21 protein-coding genes and 1 pseudogene are annotated in these 21,031 nt (G+C 63.8%); 15 read left to right on the top strand and 7 right to left on the bottom strand.

Annotation, left to right across the window (positions count from 1 at the left end; all coding sequences use genetic code 11):
• From A2J03_RS30855 to A2J03_RS02460, 9 genes and pseudogenes are all read left to right on the top strand, one after another.
• Positions 1–311 (top strand): annotated as a pseudogene (locus A2J03_RS30855) (hypothetical protein); the annotation flags it as partial.
• 208 nt (positions 312–519) lie between these two features.
• Positions 520–1,698 (top strand): 4-hydroxybenzoate 3-monooxygenase, encoded by a 1,179-nt coding sequence (locus A2J03_RS02495; RefSeq protein WP_082897540.1) that lies wholly within the window; start codon positions 520–522, stop codon positions 1,696–1,698.
• Between the two features lie 62 nt (positions 1,699–1,760).
• On the top strand, positions 1,761–2,846 hold the full coding sequence (locus tag A2J03_RS02490) for an S-(hydroxymethyl)mycothiol dehydrogenase (protein WP_068369283.1): 1,086 nt from the start codon (positions 1,761–1,763) through the stop codon (positions 2,844–2,846).
• A complete protein-coding gene (locus A2J03_RS02485; protein WP_068369280.1) occupies positions 2,843–3,496 on the top strand; it encodes an MBL fold metallo-hydrolase in 654 nt (217 codons plus the stop codon). Before A2J03_RS02490 ends, A2J03_RS02485 begins: the two co-directional genes overlap by 4 nt.
• Positions 3,497–3,653: 157 nt before the next feature.
• A complete protein-coding gene (locus A2J03_RS02480; RefSeq protein WP_231912329.1) occupies positions 3,654–4,178 on the top strand; it encodes a thioesterase family protein in 525 nt (174 codons plus the stop codon).
• On the top strand, positions 4,178–5,668 hold the full coding sequence (locus tag A2J03_RS02475) for a flavin-containing monooxygenase (RefSeq protein ID WP_068369277.1): 1,491 nt from the start codon (positions 4,178–4,180) through the stop codon (positions 5,666–5,668). Before A2J03_RS02480 ends, A2J03_RS02475 begins: the two co-directional genes overlap by 1 nt.
• Positions 5,665–7,431 (top strand): alpha/beta fold hydrolase, encoded by a 1,767-nt coding sequence (locus tag A2J03_RS29645; RefSeq protein WP_082897538.1) that lies wholly within the window; start codon positions 5,665–5,667, stop codon positions 7,429–7,431. The genes A2J03_RS02475 and A2J03_RS29645 overlap by 4 nt, the downstream gene beginning before the upstream one ends.
• Complete coding sequence (locus tag A2J03_RS02465) at positions 7,428–8,258, top strand: SDR family NAD(P)-dependent oxidoreductase (protein ID WP_068369276.1); 831 nt, start codon at positions 7,428–7,430, stop codon at positions 8,256–8,258. Before A2J03_RS29645 ends, A2J03_RS02465 begins: the two co-directional genes overlap by 4 nt.
• Before the next feature lie 34 nt (positions 8,259–8,292).
• Positions 8,293–9,474: a PucR family transcriptional regulator gene (locus A2J03_RS02460; protein ID WP_068369274.1), complete on the top strand. Its 1,182-nt coding sequence runs from the start codon at positions 8,293–8,295 to the stop codon at positions 9,472–9,474.
• Here the strand turns inward: A2J03_RS02460 and A2J03_RS02455 are convergent.
• Positions 9,421–10,287: an SDR family NAD(P)-dependent oxidoreductase gene (locus A2J03_RS02455; protein ID WP_068369271.1), complete on the bottom strand. Its 867-nt coding sequence runs from the start codon at positions 10,285–10,287 to the stop codon at positions 9,421–9,423. The genes A2J03_RS02460 and A2J03_RS02455 overlap by 54 nt on opposite strands.
• Before the next feature lie 750 nt (positions 10,288–11,037).
• Positions 11,038–11,697 (bottom strand): TetR/AcrR family transcriptional regulator, encoded by a 660-nt coding sequence (locus tag A2J03_RS02445; protein WP_156520155.1) that lies wholly within the window; start codon positions 11,695–11,697, stop codon positions 11,038–11,040.
• A gap of 207 nt (positions 11,698–11,904) precedes the next feature.
• Between A2J03_RS02445 and A2J03_RS02440 the strand changes: the two genes are divergently transcribed.
• Positions 11,905–13,014, top strand: a complete 1,110-nt coding sequence (locus A2J03_RS02440; protein ID WP_068369264.1) for an alcohol dehydrogenase catalytic domain-containing protein — start codon at positions 11,905–11,907, stop codon at positions 13,012–13,014.
• On the top strand, positions 13,011–13,670 hold the full coding sequence (locus A2J03_RS02435) for an endonuclease III domain-containing protein (RefSeq protein ID WP_068369261.1): 660 nt from the start codon (positions 13,011–13,013) through the stop codon (positions 13,668–13,670). The genes A2J03_RS02440 and A2J03_RS02435 overlap by 4 nt, the downstream gene beginning before the upstream one ends.
• 133 nt (positions 13,671–13,803) lie before the next feature.
• Here A2J03_RS02435 and A2J03_RS02430 read toward each other — a convergent pair whose 3' ends face one another.
• Entirely contained in the window at positions 13,804–14,847 is a 1,044-nt protein-coding gene (locus tag A2J03_RS02430; protein ID WP_068369258.1) for a Y-family DNA polymerase, read from the bottom strand.
• A gap of 220 nt (positions 14,848–15,067) precedes the next feature.
• On the opposite strand from A2J03_RS02430, the gene A2J03_RS02425 reads away from it, so the two are divergent.
• From A2J03_RS02425 to A2J03_RS02415, 3 genes are read left to right on the top strand one after another with little or no spacing between them, the layout of a single operon-like run.
• Positions 15,068–15,751: a DUF2461 domain-containing protein gene (locus tag A2J03_RS02425; RefSeq protein WP_068369255.1), complete on the top strand. Its 684-nt coding sequence runs from the start codon at positions 15,068–15,070 to the stop codon at positions 15,749–15,751.
• Positions 15,748–16,401: a TetR/AcrR family transcriptional regulator gene (locus tag A2J03_RS02420; RefSeq protein ID WP_068369252.1), complete on the top strand. Its 654-nt coding sequence runs from the start codon at positions 15,748–15,750 to the stop codon at positions 16,399–16,401. Before A2J03_RS02425 ends, A2J03_RS02420 begins: the two co-directional genes overlap by 4 nt.
• Positions 16,402–16,449: 48 nt before the next feature.
• A complete protein-coding gene (locus tag A2J03_RS02415; RefSeq protein ID WP_082897536.1) occupies positions 16,450–16,998 on the top strand; it encodes an alcohol dehydrogenase catalytic domain-containing protein in 549 nt (182 codons plus the stop codon).
• A gap of 44 nt (positions 16,999–17,042) precedes the next feature.
• On the opposite strand, the gene A2J03_RS02410 is transcribed toward A2J03_RS02415, so the two are convergent.
• The 4 genes from A2J03_RS02410 to A2J03_RS02395 all read right to left on the bottom strand — a co-directional run bounded on the left by A2J03_RS02410 (position 17,043) and on the right by A2J03_RS02395 (position 19,974).
• On the bottom strand, positions 17,043–17,249 hold the full coding sequence (locus A2J03_RS02410; RefSeq protein ID WP_156520153.1) for a hypothetical protein: 207 nt from the start codon (positions 17,247–17,249) through the stop codon (positions 17,043–17,045).
• Between the two features lie 123 nt (positions 17,250–17,372).
• Positions 17,373–18,230: an alpha/beta fold hydrolase gene (locus A2J03_RS02405; RefSeq protein ID WP_068369244.1), complete on the bottom strand. Its 858-nt coding sequence runs from the start codon at positions 18,228–18,230 to the stop codon at positions 17,373–17,375.
• Complete coding sequence (locus A2J03_RS02400; RefSeq protein ID WP_068369241.1) at positions 18,227–19,246, bottom strand: NADP-dependent oxidoreductase; 1,020 nt, start codon at positions 19,244–19,246, stop codon at positions 18,227–18,229. The genes A2J03_RS02405 and A2J03_RS02400 overlap by 4 nt, the downstream gene beginning before the upstream one ends.
• Before the next feature lie 14 nt (positions 19,247–19,260).
• Entirely contained in the window at positions 19,261–19,974 is a 714-nt protein-coding gene (locus tag A2J03_RS02395) for an SDR family oxidoreductase (RefSeq protein WP_068369238.1), read from the bottom strand.
• A gap of 85 nt (positions 19,975–20,059) precedes the next feature.
• Here A2J03_RS02395 and A2J03_RS02390 point away from each other — a divergent pair, with 85 nt between their 5' ends.
• Positions 20,060–20,662 carry a TetR/AcrR family transcriptional regulator gene (locus tag A2J03_RS02390; RefSeq protein WP_068369235.1) on the top strand — a complete coding sequence of 201 codons (603 nt, stop codon included), beginning with the start codon at positions 20,060–20,062 and terminating at the stop codon, positions 20,660–20,662.
• The last annotated feature ends 369 nt before the right edge of the window (positions 20,663–21,031 follow it).

Below are 21,031 nucleotides of genomic sequence, written 5' to 3'. Positions count from 1 at the left end.
TGGTCGCCATCCTCGACTCCCTCACCACAGCCGAAGCCACGCTCGGGACACTGGCAGGGCAGCTCAGCAGCTTGGGAACTGCCCTCACCGACGCCCGGCCACCCTTGGTGGGCATCGTCGACGCGGGCCGTAGCGCTACCGATCAGGCTGCCGCCGCAGCGCTGCCGGCGGCAAACATCGCTCGCACGCTCACGGGTGCCAACGACAAAGCCCGCCGACTGGGCCCGTTGCTCGATCAGACCGCTGAGTTGGGAGCGACTATCGACTCGAAGCTGCGGATCGCCCTGCTGCTCCCGGTCGTCGGGGAGTAGTCGAGCTATACGACCCGATCGGCACCCGTGCGCTTGTCGGCCGCGCGTCGAGGCGGACCTGGCTGAGCACGCCGGATATCGCCCTTCCGATCAGTGGAAAGTGATTGGGCACTGCTGCACGCGGACGCGGACAGTGAGTTTCACCTCGGGTGCGGTCAACTTCCGGCCCGGTCACTACGTGAGGGAGAACAAGGTGAACAAGCCCGCACTGCGAACCCAGGTCGGCATCGTCGGCGGTGGACCCGCCGGATTGATGCTCGCGCATCTGCTGCATCTGGACGGTATCGACTCCATAGTGCTCGAATCGCGAAGCCGCGACGAAGTCGAAGGAACGATTCGAGCAGGGGTGCTCGAGCAGAACACCGTGGACCTGATGGTCGATACCGGTCTCGGGGACCGCCTCGGGCGAGAAGGGTTCGTACACACCGGTGTCGAGTTTCGTTTCGCCGGTGAAGGTCGTCGCATCGACTTCGAGTCTCTCACCGATGGACGCGCGGTCACGGTCTACCCGCAGCACGAGGTCATCAAAGACTTGATCGCGCGGCGCCTATCGGACGGTGGCGACATCAGGTTCGGTGTCTCCGAGGTCGAGGTGCATGGTCACACCGGCGAGAGCCCCCACATCGACTTCATCGACAGCGACGGGCACGCTCAATCGGTGCACTGCAGCCTCGTCACCGGATGTGATGGATCAAGAACGGGGACAAGAGAGCTCATTCCTGCCCCCGCGGTTCGAACTGATCACTTCAAGAAGTACCCGTTCGCATGGTTCGGTATCCTCGCCGAAGCGCCGCAAACCTCCGAGGAACTCATCTACGCCCATCACGAGCGCGGATTCGCGCTGTGCAGCACAAGAACGCCGGATGTACAGCGGCACTATCTGCAGGTCGACCCGAATGACAGCGTCGACCGATGGCCGGACGAGAGGATCTGGGAGGAGTTGCACCGCAGGGTTGATGGAGACGGAGCCGAAGTCAAAGAAGGTCGCATCTTTTCCAAGACCGTCCTCGGCTTTCGCAGCTTCGTCTGCGAGCCCATGCAGCACGGTCGACTGTTCCTCGCGGGCGACTCGGCGCACACAGTTCCCCCAACTGGTGCCAAAGGGATGAACCTCGCCATCGCCGACGTGTGGATGCTGTCCAGGGCCATGAGTTCGTACTTTTCCACTGGGAACCGTGACGGTCTCGATGGATACACCGCCGCTGTCATGCCGAGAATCTGGCGCGCGCAGCACTTCTCGTGGTGGATGTCGTCGATGTTGCACACCATGCCCGACGCATCGCGATTCGACATCCAGCGCCAGATCGCCGAACTCGATGTCGTCACCGGGTCCGAAGCCGGCCGCACACTTATCGCTGAGAACTACGTCGGCGCACCACTGGTGTAGCACTCGCTCGCCTGACACCGATCGATCCCCATCGCCCAAAGTCGAGAAAGTAGATTTCACACATGCCCGAAACTGTCCGCGGCGTCATCGCACGGAGCAAAGATGCCGTCGTCGAACTCGTCGACATCGTCATTCCCGACCCCGGCCCCCACGACGTCGTCGTTACCATCCAGGCGTGCGGGGTGTGTCATACCGACCTCACCTACCGAGACGGCGGGATCAACGACGAATTCCCGTTTCTGCTCGGCCACGAGGCCGCCGGGATCGTCGAGACCATCGGTGACGAAGTCACCCATGTTTCTGTCGGCGACTTCGTCGTCTTGAATTGGCGTGCGGTCTGCGGAGAATGCCGCGCGTGCAAGCGCGGCCGCCCCTGGTACTGCTTCGACACCCACAATGCCTCCAAGAGAATGACCCTCACCGACGGCACCGAACTCACCCCCGCTCTCGGGATCGGCTCGTTCGCCGACAAGACTCTCGTCCACGAAGGACAGTGCACCAAGGTCGATCCCACCGCCGACCCCGCTGTCGTCGGGCTCCTCGGCTGCGGTGTCATGGCAGGCCTCGGTGCCGCAATGAACACCGGCAACATCGGTCGAGGGGACTCCGTCGCGGTGATCGGGTGCGGCGGAGTGGGCGACGCCGCCATCGCCGGAGCAGCCTTGGCCGGAGCATCGATCATCATCGCTGTCGACCGCGACGACACCAAGCTCGCCTGGGCCAAGGAGCTCGGCGCCACGCACACCGTCAACGCCTCGCACACCGCCCCGATCGACGCCGTCAAGGACCTCACCGGAGGACACGGCGCCGACGTCGTCATCGACGCCGTCGGCCGTCCGGAAACCTGGAAGCAGGCGTTCCACAGTCGCGACCTCGCCGGCACCGTCGTCCTCGTCGGCGTCCCCACCCCGGACATGCGCATCGAGATGCCGCTGCTCGACTTCTTCTCCCACGGTGGACAACTCAAGTCCTCGTGGTACGGCGACTGTCTGCCCGAACGCGACTTCCCGACCCTGGTGGACCTGCACATGCAGGGCCGTCTGCCGCTGGAGAAGTTCGTCACCGAACGCATCGACCTCGGCGACGTCGAAAAAGCCTTCGACCGCATGCACGCCGGTGAGGTCCTTCGATCGGTGGTGGTCCTGTGAGCGCGGAAACACTCGTCAGTGCAGGCGGAATACGCATCGAGCGTGTCGTCACGTCGGGGGTGTTCGCTCTCGACGGCGGCACCTGGGAGGTGGAGAACAACATCTACCTCATCGGTGACGACACCGATGTGGTCGTCGTCGACGCCGCCCACACCGCCGCGCCGATCATCGATGCAGTCGGCGGACGGCACGTCAACGCCGTCCTGTGCACGCACGGGCACAACGACCACGTCACAGTCGCCCCAGAACTGGGACATGAGCTCCACGCCCCGATTCTGCTGCACCCCGGCGACGACGTCCTGTGGAAGCAAACCCACCCCGACACCACCCATTGGACCCTCGACGGCAATCAACGAATCGCCTTGGCAGGCACCGACATCGAGGTCATTCACACCCCAGGACATTCCCCCGGATCGGCGTGCTTGTACCTCCCCGAGGTCGGTGTCCTGTTCTCCGGAGACACCCTCTTCTCCGGTGGCCCCGGGGCCACCGGGCGTTCGTACTCCGACTTCCCGACCATCATCGGCTCGATCCGCGACCGGCTCTTCTCCCTCCCCGAGGACACGATCGTGTACACCGGGCACGGGGGTGCCACTACCATCGGCACCGAATCGCCCCACCTCGCCGACTGGATCGCACGCGGCAACTGAGACGAGTGCAGCGAACACCTGACTCGTCTACCGCTGGGCGTGTGCACAACAAGTCTGGTGGCGCTGTGTTCAGACCTCCATGGCACATGCGCTCGGCCCCGCCGACACTCGAGTGAACGATTCGAGACGTCGACACTGAGGATTATCAGCCGTGATCATGATGCTGCGCTGGGTGTTCCGAATGCGTGCCTTCGGTAAGGCTGCGCGCGTGGGTGATCCGTTGGAGTCGCGGTTCCGTGTTCTTCCGGTGGATCTCGATATTTTGCTGCACATGACGAACGGCAGGTATCTGTCCGTGCTGGACGCGGCCCGCATCTCGTACTACGCGAGAACCGGGCTGTGGCGTCAGTTTCGGGCGCGGGGGTGGAGCCCCGTCGTCACCGCGCAGACCATCACGTACCGACGCTCGCTGACTTTTCCCCGCTCGTATCGCGTTCGGACCCGTCTCATCGGAACCGACACCAAGAACCTGTACTTCGAGCAGGTTTTTCACATCCGCGACGTCGAGTACGCCACCGCGGTCGTGTCCGTCCGTCTGACCGACAGGAACGGTGCGTCGGTGACACCGGCTCAAATTCTCGATCTCGACGGCACGTTCGTACTACCCGACCACATCCCGTCAGCAGTCTCGGACTGGTCGGAATTCTCCCGTCACCACAACGCAGAGAAGGAGGATCAGTGATGAGATCGTCCGGATCCACCACAAGTCCCGATCACCACACGCTGGCGGTCATCGGCTCGGGCTTTGCGGGAATCGGGGCCGCGATCGGGCTGGCACCGCTGCACGAGGGCAGCCTCGTGATTTTCGAGCGGGCAGCGACGCTCGGCGGGGTGTGGCGGGACAACGACTACCCGGGTGCTGCCTGCGACGTCCAGAGTCTGCTCTACTCGTTCTCGTTCGCCCCCAGCCATCTTTGGCGGCACACCTACGCGCGGCAAGCCGAGATCCGTGAGTACCTCGACCGGGTCGCGCGGGAGCACGGGTTGCTGCCCAGACTCCGGACGGAATGCCCCGTAACATCTTTGACGTGGGACGCGTCGACGGCGCGGTGGACGCTGGAGACGCCGCGAGGAACGTCGACCGCAGATCACGTCGTCCTCGCCACCGGATCACTCGCCGACCCGGCGCTCCCGGCGATCGACGGGATCGACTCCTTCGAGGGGCCGATGTTCCACTCCTCGCAGTGGAACCACCACATGGATTTCACGGGTAAGCGTGTCGCCGTTGTCGGTACTGGTGCCTCGGCGATTCAGTTCGTGCCGAGAATTCAGCCGCTCGTGGAGTCGCTGACCGTGTTCCAGCGCACCGCTCCGTGGGTGATGCCGCGCAAGGACAAGCCCATCTCCTCGCGAACTCGGACTCTCCTGAAGTCGGTTCCGGGGTACCAGCAAGCCGGACGCGCGGCCATCTACCTTCAGCGGGAGTTGAAATTGCTCGCCTTCCGGCACCCCGCGCTGATGAAGATCGGGGAACGCGAAGGTCGTGCACACCTTGCTCATGCGGTGGCCGATCCCGTTCTCCGACGCAAGCTGACGCCGGACTACCGCATGGGTTGCAAGCGAATCCTCATCTCCGACGAGTACTACCCAGCGCTAGCACAACCCAACGTGTCCGTCGAGACGTCAGGCGTGGCGTCGGTGACGCCCACCGGGGTCGTCGACTCGAACGGCATCGCACACGAGGTGGATGCCATCATCTTCGGCACCGGATTCGACACCAGTCGACTTCCGTTGACGGACAGCGTGTTCGACGAGCACGGCCGATCGATGGCGGAGACATGGGGCGACAGTCCGCGGGCCTACCTGGGGACGACGGTCGCCGGGTTCCCGAACCTGTACCTGATGCACGGACCGAACATCGCGCTGGGCCACACGTCGGTGATCTTGATGTTCGAGTCGCAGATCGCGTACATCGAGAAGGCGATGCGCCATGCGATGGCCGCGGGAGGTTCCATCGAGCCGACCGCATCGGCGCAAGCCGAGTATGCGGCCGACATCGACGACCTCACCGACGGAACGGTGTGGACGAGCGGTGGCTGCTCGAGTTGGTATCTGGACCCTGCCGGCCGAAACAGCAATCTCTGGCCGGGCAGCATCCTCGGATACCGAAGGCGTGCACAGCGATTCGAGACAAATCGGCATACGGTGCGGGCTAGCGCGGTGGCGCGATGAGCGAGCCCGTCGTCCTCCTGCATGGACTCGGTGGATCGCCGGCAATCTGGGATCGAGTCAGACCTATTCTCAGCGGAACAGTCCTCACTCCCGAAGTGGCGGGCACTGCGTCCATCGAGCAGGACGCTCTCGAGCTCGCCCGTGCCGTTCGTGCTGCGGGCATCGGACCGGCGGTGGTGGTGGGGCACTCTCGCGGCGGGCTCGTCGCGACGTCGCTGGCCGAACAGTTCCCGGGGCTCGTGACTCGTCTCGTGCTGGTGGCGACACCGCCCACGGTGGCGGCCAGGCTGACCGCACGAGGATTCTCGGAGTCCGTCCTCGGCATCCCTCTACTCGGCGCTGCAGTGTGGAAGGTGCTGCCGAAGAGCAAGCTTCGAGCCGGTCTGGTGTCCGCGTTCGCGCCGGGTGGGCCGGTGCCTGATGCCGCCGTGCAGGATCTCGTCGCGACGGGACTGCGTCGCTTTCGCGCCTCCTCGACGGCGATCGATCACTACGTGGCCGAAGCACCGTTGGGAGAACGACTGTCGAGACTGTCTGTCCCGATCTCGCTCGTCTACGGTCTCGACGATCGCCGGGTGGATCCGGCCGCGATGGCGGACAGCGCGGCCAGCCCACGCACCACGGCGTATCCGTTGCCGCGTGAGGGACACGGTGCTCCGTGGAGTTCGGCCGGTGCCGTCGCCGCGGTGATCGCCGGCGAAGCGCCCCCGAGCGAGGTCGTCCGTCCAGCTCCGACGATGGCTCCGCGGCTGCGCCCGGTCCGGTGGACTCCACCGAGTGCCCCGGCCCGAGCACGGCGGGCGACGAGCGCGGTGCCAGTGGCGTCGATCAGACGTCTCGAGCTACCGGGCCGCGGGCCGGAGGACGTCAGGCTGGACTCGCGGGGGCGAGTGCTCACCGGTCTGGAGGATGGGCGCATTCTCCGCGTCACGATCGACGACACCACGCACGCGGTGAAGACTCTCGCGCACACGGGAGGCCGACCACTTGGCATCACCGTCGTCGACGACGCGACGCTCCTGGTGTGCGACGCCGAACGCGGAGTTCTCCGCGTCGATCTCGATACCGGCGCGGTCGAGGTTCTGGTGGATCGCCTCGACGGGGAACCGATCACGTTCGCGTCGAATATTGTGCAGGGGCGATCGGGCAACATCTATTTCACCGTATCGACGCGGCGGTTCGGGTTCCACGACTTCCTCGCCGATCTCCTCGAGCACTCCGGGACGGGTCGACTCGCGGTGCTTCCGCCCGGCGGCCCGGCGCGCACGCTCGTCGACGGCATCCAGTTCGCGAACGGGCTCGCGGTGACGGACAACGAGGACGCCGTCACCCTGGTCTCGACCGGCGACTTCGCCGTGCTTCGATACCCTCTCGTCGACGGCCACGCCGGACCGCCGAGCGTCGTCGCCGACAACATGCCCGCCTTCCCGGACAACGTCTCGATCGACGGCGACCTGCTGTGGGTGGCGATGGCGACTCCGCGCAATGCTCTGCACGACCGTGTCGCGCAGCTTCCAGGCATCGTTCGAAGGCTCGCATACCGCCTGCCCGAGAGCGTTCGACAGGGCAAGTCCACGGCGTGGGTGATCGCTGTCGACCCCGACGGCGCGGTCATGCACGACCTCCAGTCGGCGTCGCCCGAGTACTCGATGGTCACCAGCGTGGTCCGGCGCGATACGCAGCTGATCCTCGGAAGTATCACCGAATCCGCGCTTGCGGTCCTCGACCTACCGCCCCCCTTGCACAAGAAAGCCACATCATGAGCACCCTCGAAGGTCTGGTTCTCGTAGTTACGGGCGCAGCCGGCGGCATCGGTTCGGCGACGGCTCGGCGGTGCTCGGAGCTGGGTGCCGTCGTCGTCCTGCTGGACGTGGACGAGGCCGGACTGGCACGTACCGCGCGGTCGCTGAAGGGCCCATGCGACACCCATGTGCTCGATGTCCGGGACGAAGGAGCCTGCCGGCGTGTGATCGATACTGTCCTGGCCGAGCGAGGGCGTGTCGACATCGTGTGGGCCAATGCCGGTGTGTCGGAGTACGGTCCGCTCGATCTCCTGCAGGACGGAGCGTGGAAGCGCATGATCGACATCAATCTGATCGGTGCTCACAACATTGTGCGGGCTGCCCTCCCTGCAGTGATGGACTCGCGTGGCTACATCGCCTTCACGTGCTCGTGGGCGTCTTTCGCTCATCAGCCCGGTCACTCCGGTTATGCCGCAGCCAAGGCAGGTCTCGAGGCGTTCGCGAACGCCCTTCGACTGGAACTCAGTGGCACCGGAGTGAGTGTAGGTTCCCTGCACCCGGGCTGGATCGACACGTCGATGGTCACGGGAAAGATGGCGCAGCCGGCATTCGCGGCCCTGCTCGCGGCGCTCCCGGGCCCGTTCGGTGCGGTCAGCCGGGTCGACGACATCGTGCCGCACATCGTGCGCGCGCTGGAACGGCGGTCCTCGCGCATGGTGTATCCGAGAGTCGGCCGCGTCCTTCTCGTCCTGCGCGCCGCGCTCCCGACGGCACTGTTCACGGCTCGGAGTCGCGCAGCGGCCCCGCGGATTCGTGCGCTCGCGGCTCGGGATGTGCGACCCTCATGAACCAGAGCGGCAGGGCGGTGGGAGAGGCGGCGCGATGAGTGACCGAACGGGTACGCCGCGTGAGCGTGAGATCGCAGCGCGCATTGCGTCCCTCGTCGCCGATGCCGATCTGCAGCTCGACGCGGTCGCGTCGGCTCTGACGTCGTTGTACCGCAAAAGTATTCCGGTGTACGACTCGGTCGCGCACGCCGAGGTGCAACGCAACACGCGCGCCGTTCTGGACATCGTGCTGTGGCGCGTGCGTAGCGATTCGCCTGCCGTGAACGAGCGCGACGTCGTGGACCTCGTTCGGCGGTGGGCCGATCAGAAGATCCCACTCGAACTCGTCGCGCACAGCATCCAGCTCGGAGCACGTGAGCTGTTCAAGATCATCCGGCGCAACGCTGTCGATCAACGACTCTCGACCGACGTCATCGACGACATGCAGGACATGATGTGGGAGTGGGCCACGTCGTACTCGGCCGCCGTGAACACGGTGATGCAGGAACGAGCGGTCACAGGTGCCACCCGGCGCGCGGACCTGATCCGGCAGCTCGTCGAAGGGTCGTACGTTCCCGCGTCCGTCGAGCAGGATGCCAGAGAGCACGGTATCGATCTCGGTCACCGGTACACCGTCGCGTGCGTGTCCTGGAACGATACGTCTCTCGTGTCGGACATCCGCGCGATGCTCAGATTGCGTTGCAGTACAGGTGATCTGCACGTGGTGGACGCGGTCATCGACGGCTGTCTCGTTGCGCTGCTGCCCGCGGTGTCGGACCGCCTCATAGCCTCGGTCGCAGTCGGTGTGGGTGACGCGCGTCCGGCGTCGGATGCACGCGCGTCGTATGGGCAGGCACGGCACGCGCTCGAACTCGCCACCCGATTCGCGAGAACGGGTGTCGTCGACCTCGCCTCGCTCGGTCCTCTTCCTCTCCTCGCGTTGGGGGAGGAGGCAGCGGATCTACTCGCGTCCGCACATCTGACGGCAGTCGCCGAGCGAGGGGAGGCCGGTCGCGAGATTCTGGACACCGTCGCGGCGTACCTGGATCATGATCGGCGCGTCGACGATACCGCCGCGGCGCTCTTCGTGCACCGCAACACCGTTCGCAATCGGGTAGCGCGTTTCGGCGATCTGACGGGCCTCGACATCGACCGGACAAACGATCTCGTTCTCGCGTGGTGGCTACTGACGCGGGAGCGCATCGCGCGCTCGACTCTCGAGGATCCCGCGCTCTAGCGCGGGGACCGTCTTCCGCATTTTCGGGCGGAGGATCGCGTCCCACAGGGCGCCGGTGAACACCCCGCGAATCTTGTCGACGCCACGTAGTGCGCCTGGCACGTACACCTTCCGGCGGCGTCGGACGATGGCATCGACGAACGCGTCGGCGCAGTCGGCGACATCGGTGACGACATCGAACGGCCAGGGCAGTTCCTCGATGCCGGCCCGCACCGACTCGATGCTGTTCTGCGACTCGAACATCGGAGTCCGGACGAACGCGGGATGCGCGACCCCGACACCGACACCCTTATGCGCCACCTCGAGGCGCAGGCCACCGCCGAACGCCTCGACGCCCGTCTTGGCGGCGGCATAGGCGGACTGGCCCGGCACAGTCTTCAAGGCAGCCGCCGAGGAAACCAGCAGGTAGAAGCCACGCTGCGCGGTCACCGCAGGCAGGGTGGCGTGCACGGTGCGGATGACGCCGCTCAGGTTGATGTCGACGATGCGGGTGAGCGTTTCGATCTCGCTGATGGCCACGGTGCCGGCCTCGGCGATGCCTGCGTTGGCCACCACGACGTCGAGGCACCCGTACTCCGAGAGTATCTGCGCGACCGCCGATTCGAGCGAGCCGGAATCAGTGACGTCGGCACGCAGCGCCAGGTGTCGGCTGTGAGCACTCGTGTCCAGGCTCTCGGTCACAGATGGGGGAATCTCGGATCGGTCCACCAGCACCACGTGCGCGCCCTGCGATGCGAGCCGGCGTCCGGTCTCGAGTCCGATCCCGGACGCGCCGCCGGTGATCAGTACGACTCTGCCTGCCATCGATGCCATGCGTCGGGTCCTCCACTGCTTGTTGTTTCGCTGTCCCTACCAGCGTTGCTGACACAGGACGCGACGGGAAGGTGCGTGGCACCACATCGGTCTCCGCCGTGGTGTGCCAGCGCACAGCAATCACGGTTCTGCACCGCAGACGCGTCGGTGAGCGCGGTGCAGTCGACCCCGACCGTCCTCGTTATCCGAGATGTTCTGGTGAGCGGAAATGAGACGCTGCTGTATCGTTTCAGTCGAAAGAGGTGGTCTTTTGCCTCACCTGAGTTGGGGTTGGTGGGCGAGTCGTCCGCGACGGCAATGGGCTGTGACTCAGGCACTGCAAGATCGAGGACAGGGGTGCGGCCGCCGGGGCCGAAAAGCGATGTTCGATGAACGAGAGGCGCGTTCGCGCCCTGAGCCGCGCAGGTTGCTCGAGCCCCCTCGCCCAGTGTTCGTCAGGGTTGGCGAGGTGTTCGGGCGGACTCCCTTCCCGCACTATCAGCACCTACCCATCCGAGCCCGACTCGGCGGCCTGAAGATCGACGGGGTCATCGAGGGTTCCTTGTATGCGTGGATACAAACTACGCAGGGAGATTGGTTGGGGCTGTGCGAATTCGAGCTGCCAACGGGTGACGGAACGGAGAGCTTCCAACTCCGGCAGTGGTGTCCCTCCGGGGCGATCTCGTTGCGTTCCGTCGGAGGCGGATAGCACCGGTCCGGCTCGGCAAACTCCTCCACGACGTCACGCGGGCTTGGGCCAGCTCGAGCAGTTCATTTAGGAAGCATCTCGATCACGACAGGCGCGACCTGAGGCACCGCGATTCGAGCTCTGGCACGCAACCCGGCCAGATCGGCACCGAAGAATGCGTGCATGTACAGCGGGTGCAAAGCGAGTTCGACGAACCGCCTCGCCGCCTCCGATACTGCAGCGAGCGCTGCATCCGAGTCATCGTCGGCAAGAGCGTGCGCAATGTAGCGGGCACATTCTGAAAAACCGATGCGGAAGCCTTCCTGCGCGAGGCCCGGAAAGGTTTCCGCGTCGGCAGACGTAACTCGCATGAGGGCGATGCTGTCCTTGGTGAGGGTGATGTCTGCCAGCTCGATCCCAGCCTGCTCGAGCCTGCTCTGCTTCGGTCCGTCGTACTGTGGTGCCCCGATCCGTGCGGTGAGGGATTGCGTGTCGCGCGCGACAACGGCAGCGAACAGCAGCTCTTTCGTCGCGAATCGCCCGTACAGGGTCGTCTTGCCTGTTTGCGCCGTTTCGGCAACGTGGTCGAGGGTCGTACGGGCGAAGCCGCGCTCGAGGAACAGAGTGCTCGCGGCATCGAGAATTCGCCGTTCGACGTCACCGGCCGCGGCTGCGGGAGGCCGCCCACGTCGTGGTCGAACGCCCTTCTCTTCACCACCGGTCAGCGGTCTCGCAGGGCTCATCAGCTGCCCCTCCCTCGTGTACTCGTCGGCCACGTGAAGCGTCCGATCCAACCCGCATCAGCTGGACGCCCAATCCTGCCATTAGTTTTAGGTTTGAATAATCGTACGACTGTGTACTATTACTTTAAAGCCTACCGAAGTAGCGGAAGCTTCGACCGCTTGCATGAGCGCAGCCCCCCCTGAAGAACGGAAGTACACGTGAATTCGATGAACGTTGCCCGCTTGGTTGCACCAGGAGAACCCTTCGAGCTCGGCACTGCGACCAAGCCGACCCCCGGGCCGAAGGATGTGTTGGTCAAGGTCGCCGCGTGCGGCTTGGTGCCGAACTCGTACAACGTCGTCAATGGTAAAACGCCGTTCGTCCCGCCGGCGCTGCCCGCGATCTTCGGCTTGGACGTGTCGGGAACCATCGAGGCAGTGGGGGAGCAGGTTCTCGGGATCGAGGTGGGCCAACGGGTCTATGTCGACCCGCACCTCGTCTGCGGAAGCTGTCACGACTGCCGGCGTGGTAGCCGCGATATGTGCCAGTTCGGATGCTTGCGTGCGTATTTCGCCGGTGACGAGCGCAGTGCGCAGCTCATGAACCAGTATCCCGTCGGCGGCTTGTCCGAGTATGTGGTGGCACCTGACTACACGATCGCCACCTTGCCAGATGAGGTCGATCTGCTGACGGCGGCTCGTTTCGGTTACCTCGGAACCTCTTTCGGAGCGTTGCGCCGAGGTGCGTTCGGGCCCGGCCAAACCCTTCTCGTCAATGGAGTGACCGGCACCCTCGGAGTCGCCGCAGTCGCAATCGCTTTGGGAATGGGCGCAACGAAGATCCTCGGTGTCGGTCGCAATCCTGAACTGTTGGAACAGGTATCGAGGCTCGCGCCGGGCAGGGTCGAGACCGCGTCGTCGGAAGACGGAACCGATGTGGTCGAATGGGCACTGGAACGAACCCACGGTCGCGGCGTCGACGTCATGTATGACTGCTTGGGTGTCGGCGGCGACGGTAACAGCACCAACGCCTTGATGGCTGCAGTGAAGACCGCGGGTCACGCTGTGTTGGCAGCGGGCGGTGTCGACATCGACATCGTTCAGCCATATCTGGACGTCCTGGGCCGGGATGTGCCGGTGCTCGGCTCGAATTGGTTCAGCCCCGGTGAGATCGACGAGATGATCGCGATGATTGCGGCGGGTGTCATCGACCTGTCGATCCTGGAGAACCGAGAGTTTGCTTTGACCGATGTCAATGATGCGTTCGATTTCGTGGGCTCTCGTCCTGGCGGTTTCATCAACGTCGTCGTGGTTCCAGAGCGGCAATCGCCTCGATGAAGAACTCTGACATCACGGCGGTCTACGACATCCTCTCCGATACGTACCTGGTGTTCGAGGAGACAGACGACGAGTCGATGAACGAGGGTCTGTCCAGCACGCCGTTCCGGGCGTTGGTCTCGGTGGCGCTCTCGACCATGACGACCGGCCCGCGCACCATCAAAGCGGCGTTGGCCTTGTACGAAAAGGTCACCACCGTAGAAGAACTGGCGGAGATCGACGATGATGACCTGCGCGAGCGGATTCGGTCGGTGGCCCACTACAACCGAAAAACCGTAAATCTCAAGACCATGGCTCGGCAGATCGTCGAGCGGCACGATGGCCAGGTTCCCGAAACTCGCGAGGAACTGCTGGCGTTGACGGGGATCGGCCGTAAGTGCACCGACATCATGATGAACTTTCAATTCGACGAACCTTCCATCGCCGTAGACACGCATGTGCATCGTGTCGTCACCCGGCTGGGAATGGTGTCGGACGGTACGGCTGAGGCTGTTGCCGACGAACTCAATGCCGTCACACCTGCAGAGTACAAAGCGCACGCACACGAATGGCTGATCCAGCACGGGATGAAAGTCTGCGTGTCGCGTAGACCGAAGTGCCAGAGTTGCCCTCTGCAGGGCTTGTGCGCGTACCCGGCTGAAAGCCGCTCTGCCTGAGTGGCAATGGGGCAACTGACGCCTCTGGCTGAGGGCACTCTCGGGAGCGTGCCGGCTGCCCGCGACTCTTCCGTGGCGGGTCGGTGTTCTCCTTGAAGCCGTGTTGATGTCGCGGCGGCGTCGACCGAACTGCTCAAAACAGCGTGGCGGGCAGCTGATCCGACGGTCGAAGTCTGGTAAGCGTAACGCCGACGCCGCGCAGTGGCGGTATCGGGTTCTCATCGAGAAGATCCCGTGCGTGCATCGTCCACAGGTGCTCGTCCGCGGTGGGATCCGGGATCGAGCCCCGTCGCACGATCGGTGACCCATCGGCCAGCGGACGGAGGGTGACCGTGATGGAGTCGCCGACCAGACCGGCCCGCACCGCTCGTCCGCAGATGCGTTGCACGCAGGTGGCGATCAGTTCCGACGGGTCGAGATCGGGACGCCGGAAGCCCGAAACGGCGCCCTCCGCGCTCAGTGTTGTGCGCATCGAGACGGACCGGACTTCGGCATCGTCGGTGCCGTCGCGGTAGCCGCGCAGACGTCTGCCCATCGCCGCGCCGCACGCTGATTCGAGTGTCGCCTGGGAGATGGAGTCGAGGTCGCCGAGTGTGCTGATCCCCAGTTGGGTCAACCGCTCGAGTGAGCGTTGACCGACACCCCACGTCGCGCGGAGAGGTAGATGAATCCGGAGGTGGGCTTCTTCGTCGGGGCCGATCACCCGTAATCCGTCGGGCTTCGCGGACCGAGAGGCCAGTTTTGCCACGAGTTTCGTCCGCCCGATGCCGATGCTGACCGGTAGGGACAGTTCCGTCGACGTCCGGTGCCGGATTTCGCGTGCAGCAGTGAGCGCGGCGTCCCAGTCGGGTGCTTCGACGTCGAGGAACCCTTCTTCCATCGATCCGGGTTCCACCGCAACTGCGCACTCGTGGAACACATCGAACAGGGCCTGGCTAGCTTCTTCGACCTCGTTGCGGTCGACCTCGATCAACACGAGATCGGGGCACCGGGCGAGCGCTTCTTGCGCGAGCATGCCGCCGCGCACACCCGCGGATCGGGCGATGTAGTTGGCGCTGGCGATGTAGACGTGGGCCGTGACGGCAAACGGCACAGTCGTCAGTTCAGGTCGACGGCGCATGACCACCGACGCGAAGAATGCGTCTGCATCGGCGTGCAGGATCGGACGGCTACGCATCGCTCGGCTCGATGGGTTCGGAAAGCGTCAAGAATTTCTCCCGTGTCGGCGACGATGGTCCAACCCCTTCGACTGCAGCAGGGTTGATCTGGGACAAAGGTAACCGCCCCTTCCGACAAGACATGATCCCCGACTCGAAATGGGACAGCTCTGTCCCGTTTCGCGTACACTCGTCTGAGTGCCCGCCTCTCGGTGTCGGCTGAAACAGAAAGAGGTAGCCATGATCGCGTCGACAACCTTCGATTTCCTGAAGGGCCTGAAGTCCAACAACGACAAGCAGTGGTTCGAGGACCATCGGGACGAGTACGAGGCGATGCGTCGAAACTTGACCGACGTGGCATCGGAACTGTTGGACGAGGCCGGACGCTTCGACACCGCGATTGCGGACGCCAACCCCGATCCGAAGAAGTATTTGACGCGGACTCACCGTGACATGCGTTTCGGCACAGGCAAACCGCCGTACAAGTCGGAAGTGTTCATCATGCTAAACGGTGTGGGTGAAGCGCAAAGTTCGGCGTCCTACTACCTCCACATCGAACCCGGCAACGTGTACGCAGGGGGTGGCATTTTCGTGACGGAGCCGAAGGTTCTCAACCACATTCGCGGGCGCATCTCGTCCTCGTACGACGCCTGGCTTTCGGTGGCGGAGTCCCCGGCGATGCAGCGCATGTTCCCGAAAGGGCTCACGGCACCGGACAGTTTGAAGGTTGCCCCTCATGGTTATGACGTCGACGATCCGGCGATCGAGTACCTGCGTATGAAGGGCTTCTGCGCAAACAGGCCGCTGACCAGGAAACAGGTCGAGCAGGACGGCGGTCTCGACGACGTCGTGCAGACTTTTCTCACCGTGAAACCGATGGTGGATTTCATCAACACGTCGGTTCACCACGCTGCACGAGCGTGAGTGCGGCGCAGCAGCATTCGAACCGGGGTGGCCGGCCTCGTCGCGATCAGGCCGGTGAGGTCGAGACGCGCTTGCTCGACGCCGCGGCGTCGATGTTTCTCAGTCGAGGTTTTGCGCGCACCTCGATGCATCAGGTCGCCCAGAGTGCCAAATCCGGCAAGACGAGTCTGTATTCGCGCTACCCCACGAAGGGTGCCTTGTTCGCCGCCGTGGTGCAGAGGTCCGTGGCCTGGGATACGGACTTCGACAGCGAACAAGAGGCGGGCGCCAGTACGCAGGACAAGCTCACCGAGACGGGGTTGATGCTGGCCGATCGTACGCTGACCGAGCAGAGCATTGCGATGATGAGAGTGACTGCGGCAGAGGCGGAAGCGTTTCCGGAGATTGCGCTCGAAGGTCACAGGATCGGGTTCGGATTGTGCGTCGCGAGCATCGCCCGATGTCTGGTCCGAGCCGACGAGTTCGACAGCCCTGAGGATGCGACACCGATGGCTCGCCGTTTCGTCGAGTTGGCCCTGCACCCGTTGTACTTTCATGCGCTTGCCGGTCACGATCTTGCCGGGCTTCGTAGCCGAGCGCGGCTGGACGTGCCGCAGACCGCTCGCTATCTGCTCACACAGAGCGACGACATCGGACGGGATGTCCCGTAAACCCCTTCCAGGCAACAACACTCAAAACTTCTTGAGAATAGGTTCACCATCGTCAACGACGGGTCCGCACCGGTGCCTGATCTACCGGCTGCGTTTGGTCTCGACGTGTCCGGCGTCATCGAGCAGGTGGGTGAGCACGTGCTCAATCTCGAAGTGGGTGACCACGTCTACGTAGACCCCCACCTCACGTGTGACACGTGCCACCAGTGTCGTCGGGGCCGCTCGGATCTGTGTCGCTACAACAGTCTTCGTGGTTACGCCGCACTGACACCGGACGGCCCGAAGCTGCTGAACCAGCACCCACTGGGTGGCCTGTCGGAATACGTCGTTGCTGCTGACCGAAATGTCGCCGTTCTTCCGAAGCATCTCGATCTACGCACCGCGGCTCGGTTCGGTTATCTGGGAACGTCGTTCGCGGCGTTGAAGAAGGGTGGATTCGCACCCGGCTCGACGGTGTTGATCAATGGCGTGACTGGCACTCTCGGGGTTGCTGCGGTTCATCAGGCCCGTTGCATGTACCGGTGTGCTGGGGTTGGTCGAGCCGGCATTTCTCGATCTACCCGACGCCGTTCGTCACTGACTTCCGATGGTGTATGAAGACGTCGGTGCGGCCAGCAGTCTGTCTGTAAGAGACATGGGAGTTATGCAATTGCCATCTTTTCGATTTGACTCACCGTGTCGAGGACGTAAAGACGCTTGGGGCGTGAGTACGTGAGCGCATGGTCGATGGCCTTGGTGACACGTGCGGGGTCTGCGGCGATCTTCGGTGTGCGTCCCAGCAACCTTCGACTACCGGCGAGATGATCGGCGTAGAGAAGTCGCAACTCGTTGCTCGAGTTCGCGACCATGGCATCATGGTCGTCGAGAATGCCGCCCCACATGTCGGTCCGAATGGGTCAGGGTTCGATGAGCGATACCGAAATTTGCCAGGGCCGCAGCTCCATTCGAAGAGAGTCACCTAGTGAGAACAGTCAGCGATTCAGGAATTCGACCGCACGGGGTGCGAACTGCTGGTGGAATTGGAAGATGCCGCCATGACCGGAGTCTGGGTAGATGACGAGTTCGCTGCCGACGATGCGTCGGTGCATGTCTTCGGACAGAACGCTGGGCACCATACGGTCGTTGTCTCCGTTGGCAATCAACACCGGTTGGGTGATTTTGGACAGATCAGACGGTGCCGATCGCCCGTATTTCTTGATCGCGGACAGTTGCGTGCGGAACGCCGAGATGCTGACGTCCTTGTCGCGGTCGTGGGTGCGCTCTTTCAAGCGTTCGACGAACGCTTTGCCCGCGCGCTTGCCGGTGGCGTTGCGGTTGAAGAAAAGGAATTCCTTCGGGTCCGATCTGGTCAGTGTTGCGCGCAGGATGTCCCAGTAGGTCACGCCGGCAACCTTGTCGATGTTCTCTCCGCCACGGGGCCCGGTTCCGGTGAGGACGAGTTTTCGGACGAGTTCGGGATGCTTGACGGTGAGATCCTGGGCGATCATGCCGCCGAGGGAGAAGGAGAAGATGTCGACGGTGTCGAAGCCGAGTGCGCGGATGAAGGTGTAGGCGTCGTCGGCGGCTTCTTCGATGGTGCCCGGGACCTTGCCCGTGGATGCGCCGACACCCGTGTTGTCGAAGGCGATGACGTGCCGGTTCTGGGCGATGGGATCGACGATGCGCGGATCCCAGTTGTCGAGATTGGCGGCGAGATGGACGAAGAACACGACGGGGACGCCGCCTGTCGGCCCGAGTTCTCGATACGAGTAGGTAGTGCCGCCTGCGGTGACAGAACGGACCGGCGCGTGTGCGTAGGACCTGATGATCGAGGTGTTGTCGTTGCTCATCGGTCGCTGGCTTTCTGGTTGTGGGGGAGGGTGACGACGGCTTTTCCGCGGACGCCGCCCCGGCCGAGTGATTGCAGGGCCTGTGCTGTTTCGTCGAAGGGGTAGGTGGCTCCGACGACGGGGCGGATGGTGCCGTCGTCGACCAAGGCTGCGATGCGCCGCAGTTGGTCACCGTCGGAGTGCATGAACATGAACTCATAATCCACGCCGAGCTTTCGGGCCTGTCTGCGGATCTTCCGGCTCAGGGCTGCGATAGCAAGTCGCAGAACGGGATTAAGACCTGCCTCGCGTGCGAAGATCGGATCAGGAGGGCCGGCGATGCCGATGGCCTTGCCGCCGGGCTTCAGGACGCGCAAAGACTTTTCGAGATTTTCGCCACCGAGACTGTCGATGACGAGGTCGTATCCGGAGAGGAGGGTCTCGAAGTCCTGGGTGCGGTAGTCGATTACGAGGTCTGCGCCGAGGTCGTGGAGGAAGTCGGCATTCGCTGCGCTGGCGGTGGTGGCGACGGTCGCCCCGAGGTGTTTGGCTAGTTGGATCGCAATGGTGCCGACGCCGCCGGCACCTGCGTGGACGAGCACTTTGTGGCCGCTGCGTACGTTCCCCTTCTCGATAAGGGCTTGCCAGGCGGTGAGAGCGACGAGCGGGAGCGACCCGGCTTCGATCGTGGTGACTGTTGTGGGTCGAAGCGCCACGTCCGTCTCTGTGATAGCGACGCGTTCGGCGAGTGTTCCGACGTGGTCGGTGCCGACCCGAGAATAGATCTCGTCGCCCGCGACGACGGTGCGCACCTTGGCTCCGACCGTCAGGACGGTGCCGGCGACGTCGTAGCCGAGTGTCCGAGGAAGCGAATACGGGAGGATCTGTTTGAACTCGCCCAGTCGGATCTTCTCGTCGAGTTGGTTGAGTCCTACCGCCTCGACGCGAACGAGGACTTCGTGCTCGCCGATGGTCGGCTCTGCGACGTCGCGCAATTCGAGGGGCTGCTTGTACTTGGTGAGGACTAACGCTTTCATGATCGACTTCCTGTTCAGGCTTCGCTGGAATGCAATTGGGGGTACATGGCCTCGATGGGTCCGCTGAGTCCGGCCTTGACGGCGGCGGTGAGGTCATCGGCGACAACCTCGAATTGATCTGCTTCGACGGCGTCGAAGACGGACCGCACCAGTTCTTCTGTGGTCAACTTCGGACCGTCGGCGTGGGCGGCCATTGCTGTGTCGACGTAGCCCATGTGCACGCCGGTCACGTGGACACCGCGGGGTGCGAGTTCGAGTCGCAACGAGTTGGTGGCGGACCACAGGGCGGCTTTCGAGGCGCTGTACGCACCTCCGAACGCTGCCCAGCTCGCGACCGAATGGAGATCGACGAGTGCAGATCCCGAGTGTGCAGCGAGGATCGGTGCGAATGCGCGGGCGAGGAGCACGGGGCCGAAGAAATTTGTCTCGAAGTTCGCCCTGATGTCTGCTTCGGTGACGTCGAGCAGGCTCGCGCTGGGCGGGATCGCTCCGGCATTGTTGATCAGCATGGTGGCGTCCGGTGCGGCCACCGCTGCGGCGGCGATGGAGGTTGAGTCGGTGACGTCGAGGGTCAGTGGGACGATGCGGTCGTCGTCCCAGGCGCGGGGTGAACGGGCGGTGGCGTAGACCTTGCGAGCACCGCGTTCGAGGGCATCGCGTACTAGCTGGGTTCCGATGCCGCCGTTCGCGCCGGTGACGAGTATTACTGAGTTGGAGAGTGTGGGCATGCTGTGCGCTCCTGGGAGTGTGTCCGGCAAGGTTGACTATACTCATAACTGAGCGTGATCAGAAATATTCCTCGAAAGGTTGTCGATGTCCAGTCCCCACCACGAGCCTGTGAGCCGACGGGAGCGAAACAAACAGGAAAAATTGGCCCGTATCACTGCGGCCGCTCGCGAACTCTTCGCCGAGCGTGGGGTCGACGAGGTGACGACCCAGCAGATCGCCGAGAAGGCAGACATCGGGACCGGGACGTTGTTCCTGTACGCGAAGACGAAAGGTGAGCTTCTGCTCCTGGTGCAGAACTCGACCTACGGTGAGGCTCTCGAGCGTGGTCGCGCGGCGGCATCTGTAATCGAGGACACGCTGGGCGCGGTGATGGCGATTGTTCGGCCGGTCGTCGAGTGCAACCGCAAGCAGGTCGACAACGGTCGCACGTATCTACGCGAGATCGTGTTCGGTGACCCGCAGGAGCTGCATCACGGTGTCGCGTTGGGATTGATCGCGGAGACGGAGGCCGAGATCGCCTCTGTCCTGACGCGTGGCGGCAATGTAGAGCCCGAACGCGCAGCGCTCACAGCGCACATAGTGTCTGCGATCATGTTCGTCGCGATGGCCGCAACAACCAACGCCGAGAAAACGATTGACGACGTCGTCGAAGAAATCACGGCCCAGGTCCGGGTGCTCTTGACATGACTACCATCGTGCCGGTAGCCACGAACAACGCGCAGCTGCCGACCCAATCGTGACCGCCCTACTCGCACTCTCGCATCGTTCGGCGCTGCGGTAAGTGTCGTTCACGCACACGCGTGAGGCCGTCGGTCGATCGGATGACGCCGACCATCCGGGCGTACGCCACTCGAATGACGGGACGACCCAAGATCGGCCAGTTTCCCGAACAGGCTTTCGCCTCGGCTACGAGCAGATGCGTCGAATCGTTCCGTGAACAAGATCGCCTTCTCGGGCATACGCGCGAGACGCCACCATTGCTGTGTCCGTTGTGCGTACGACACCAAATTCGGCTCTGTGCCTCACGCCAAACGCACAGGCATCCGCCAACCGCTG

Source organism: Rhodococcus sp. EPR-157 (assembly GCF_001647195.1).
GTDB lineage: Bacteria > Actinomycetota > Actinomycetes > Mycobacteriales > Mycobacteriaceae > Rhodococcoides.
Note: the sequence above shows the minus strand (reverse complement) of the source record. Positions and strands in the feature narration are given on the sequence as shown.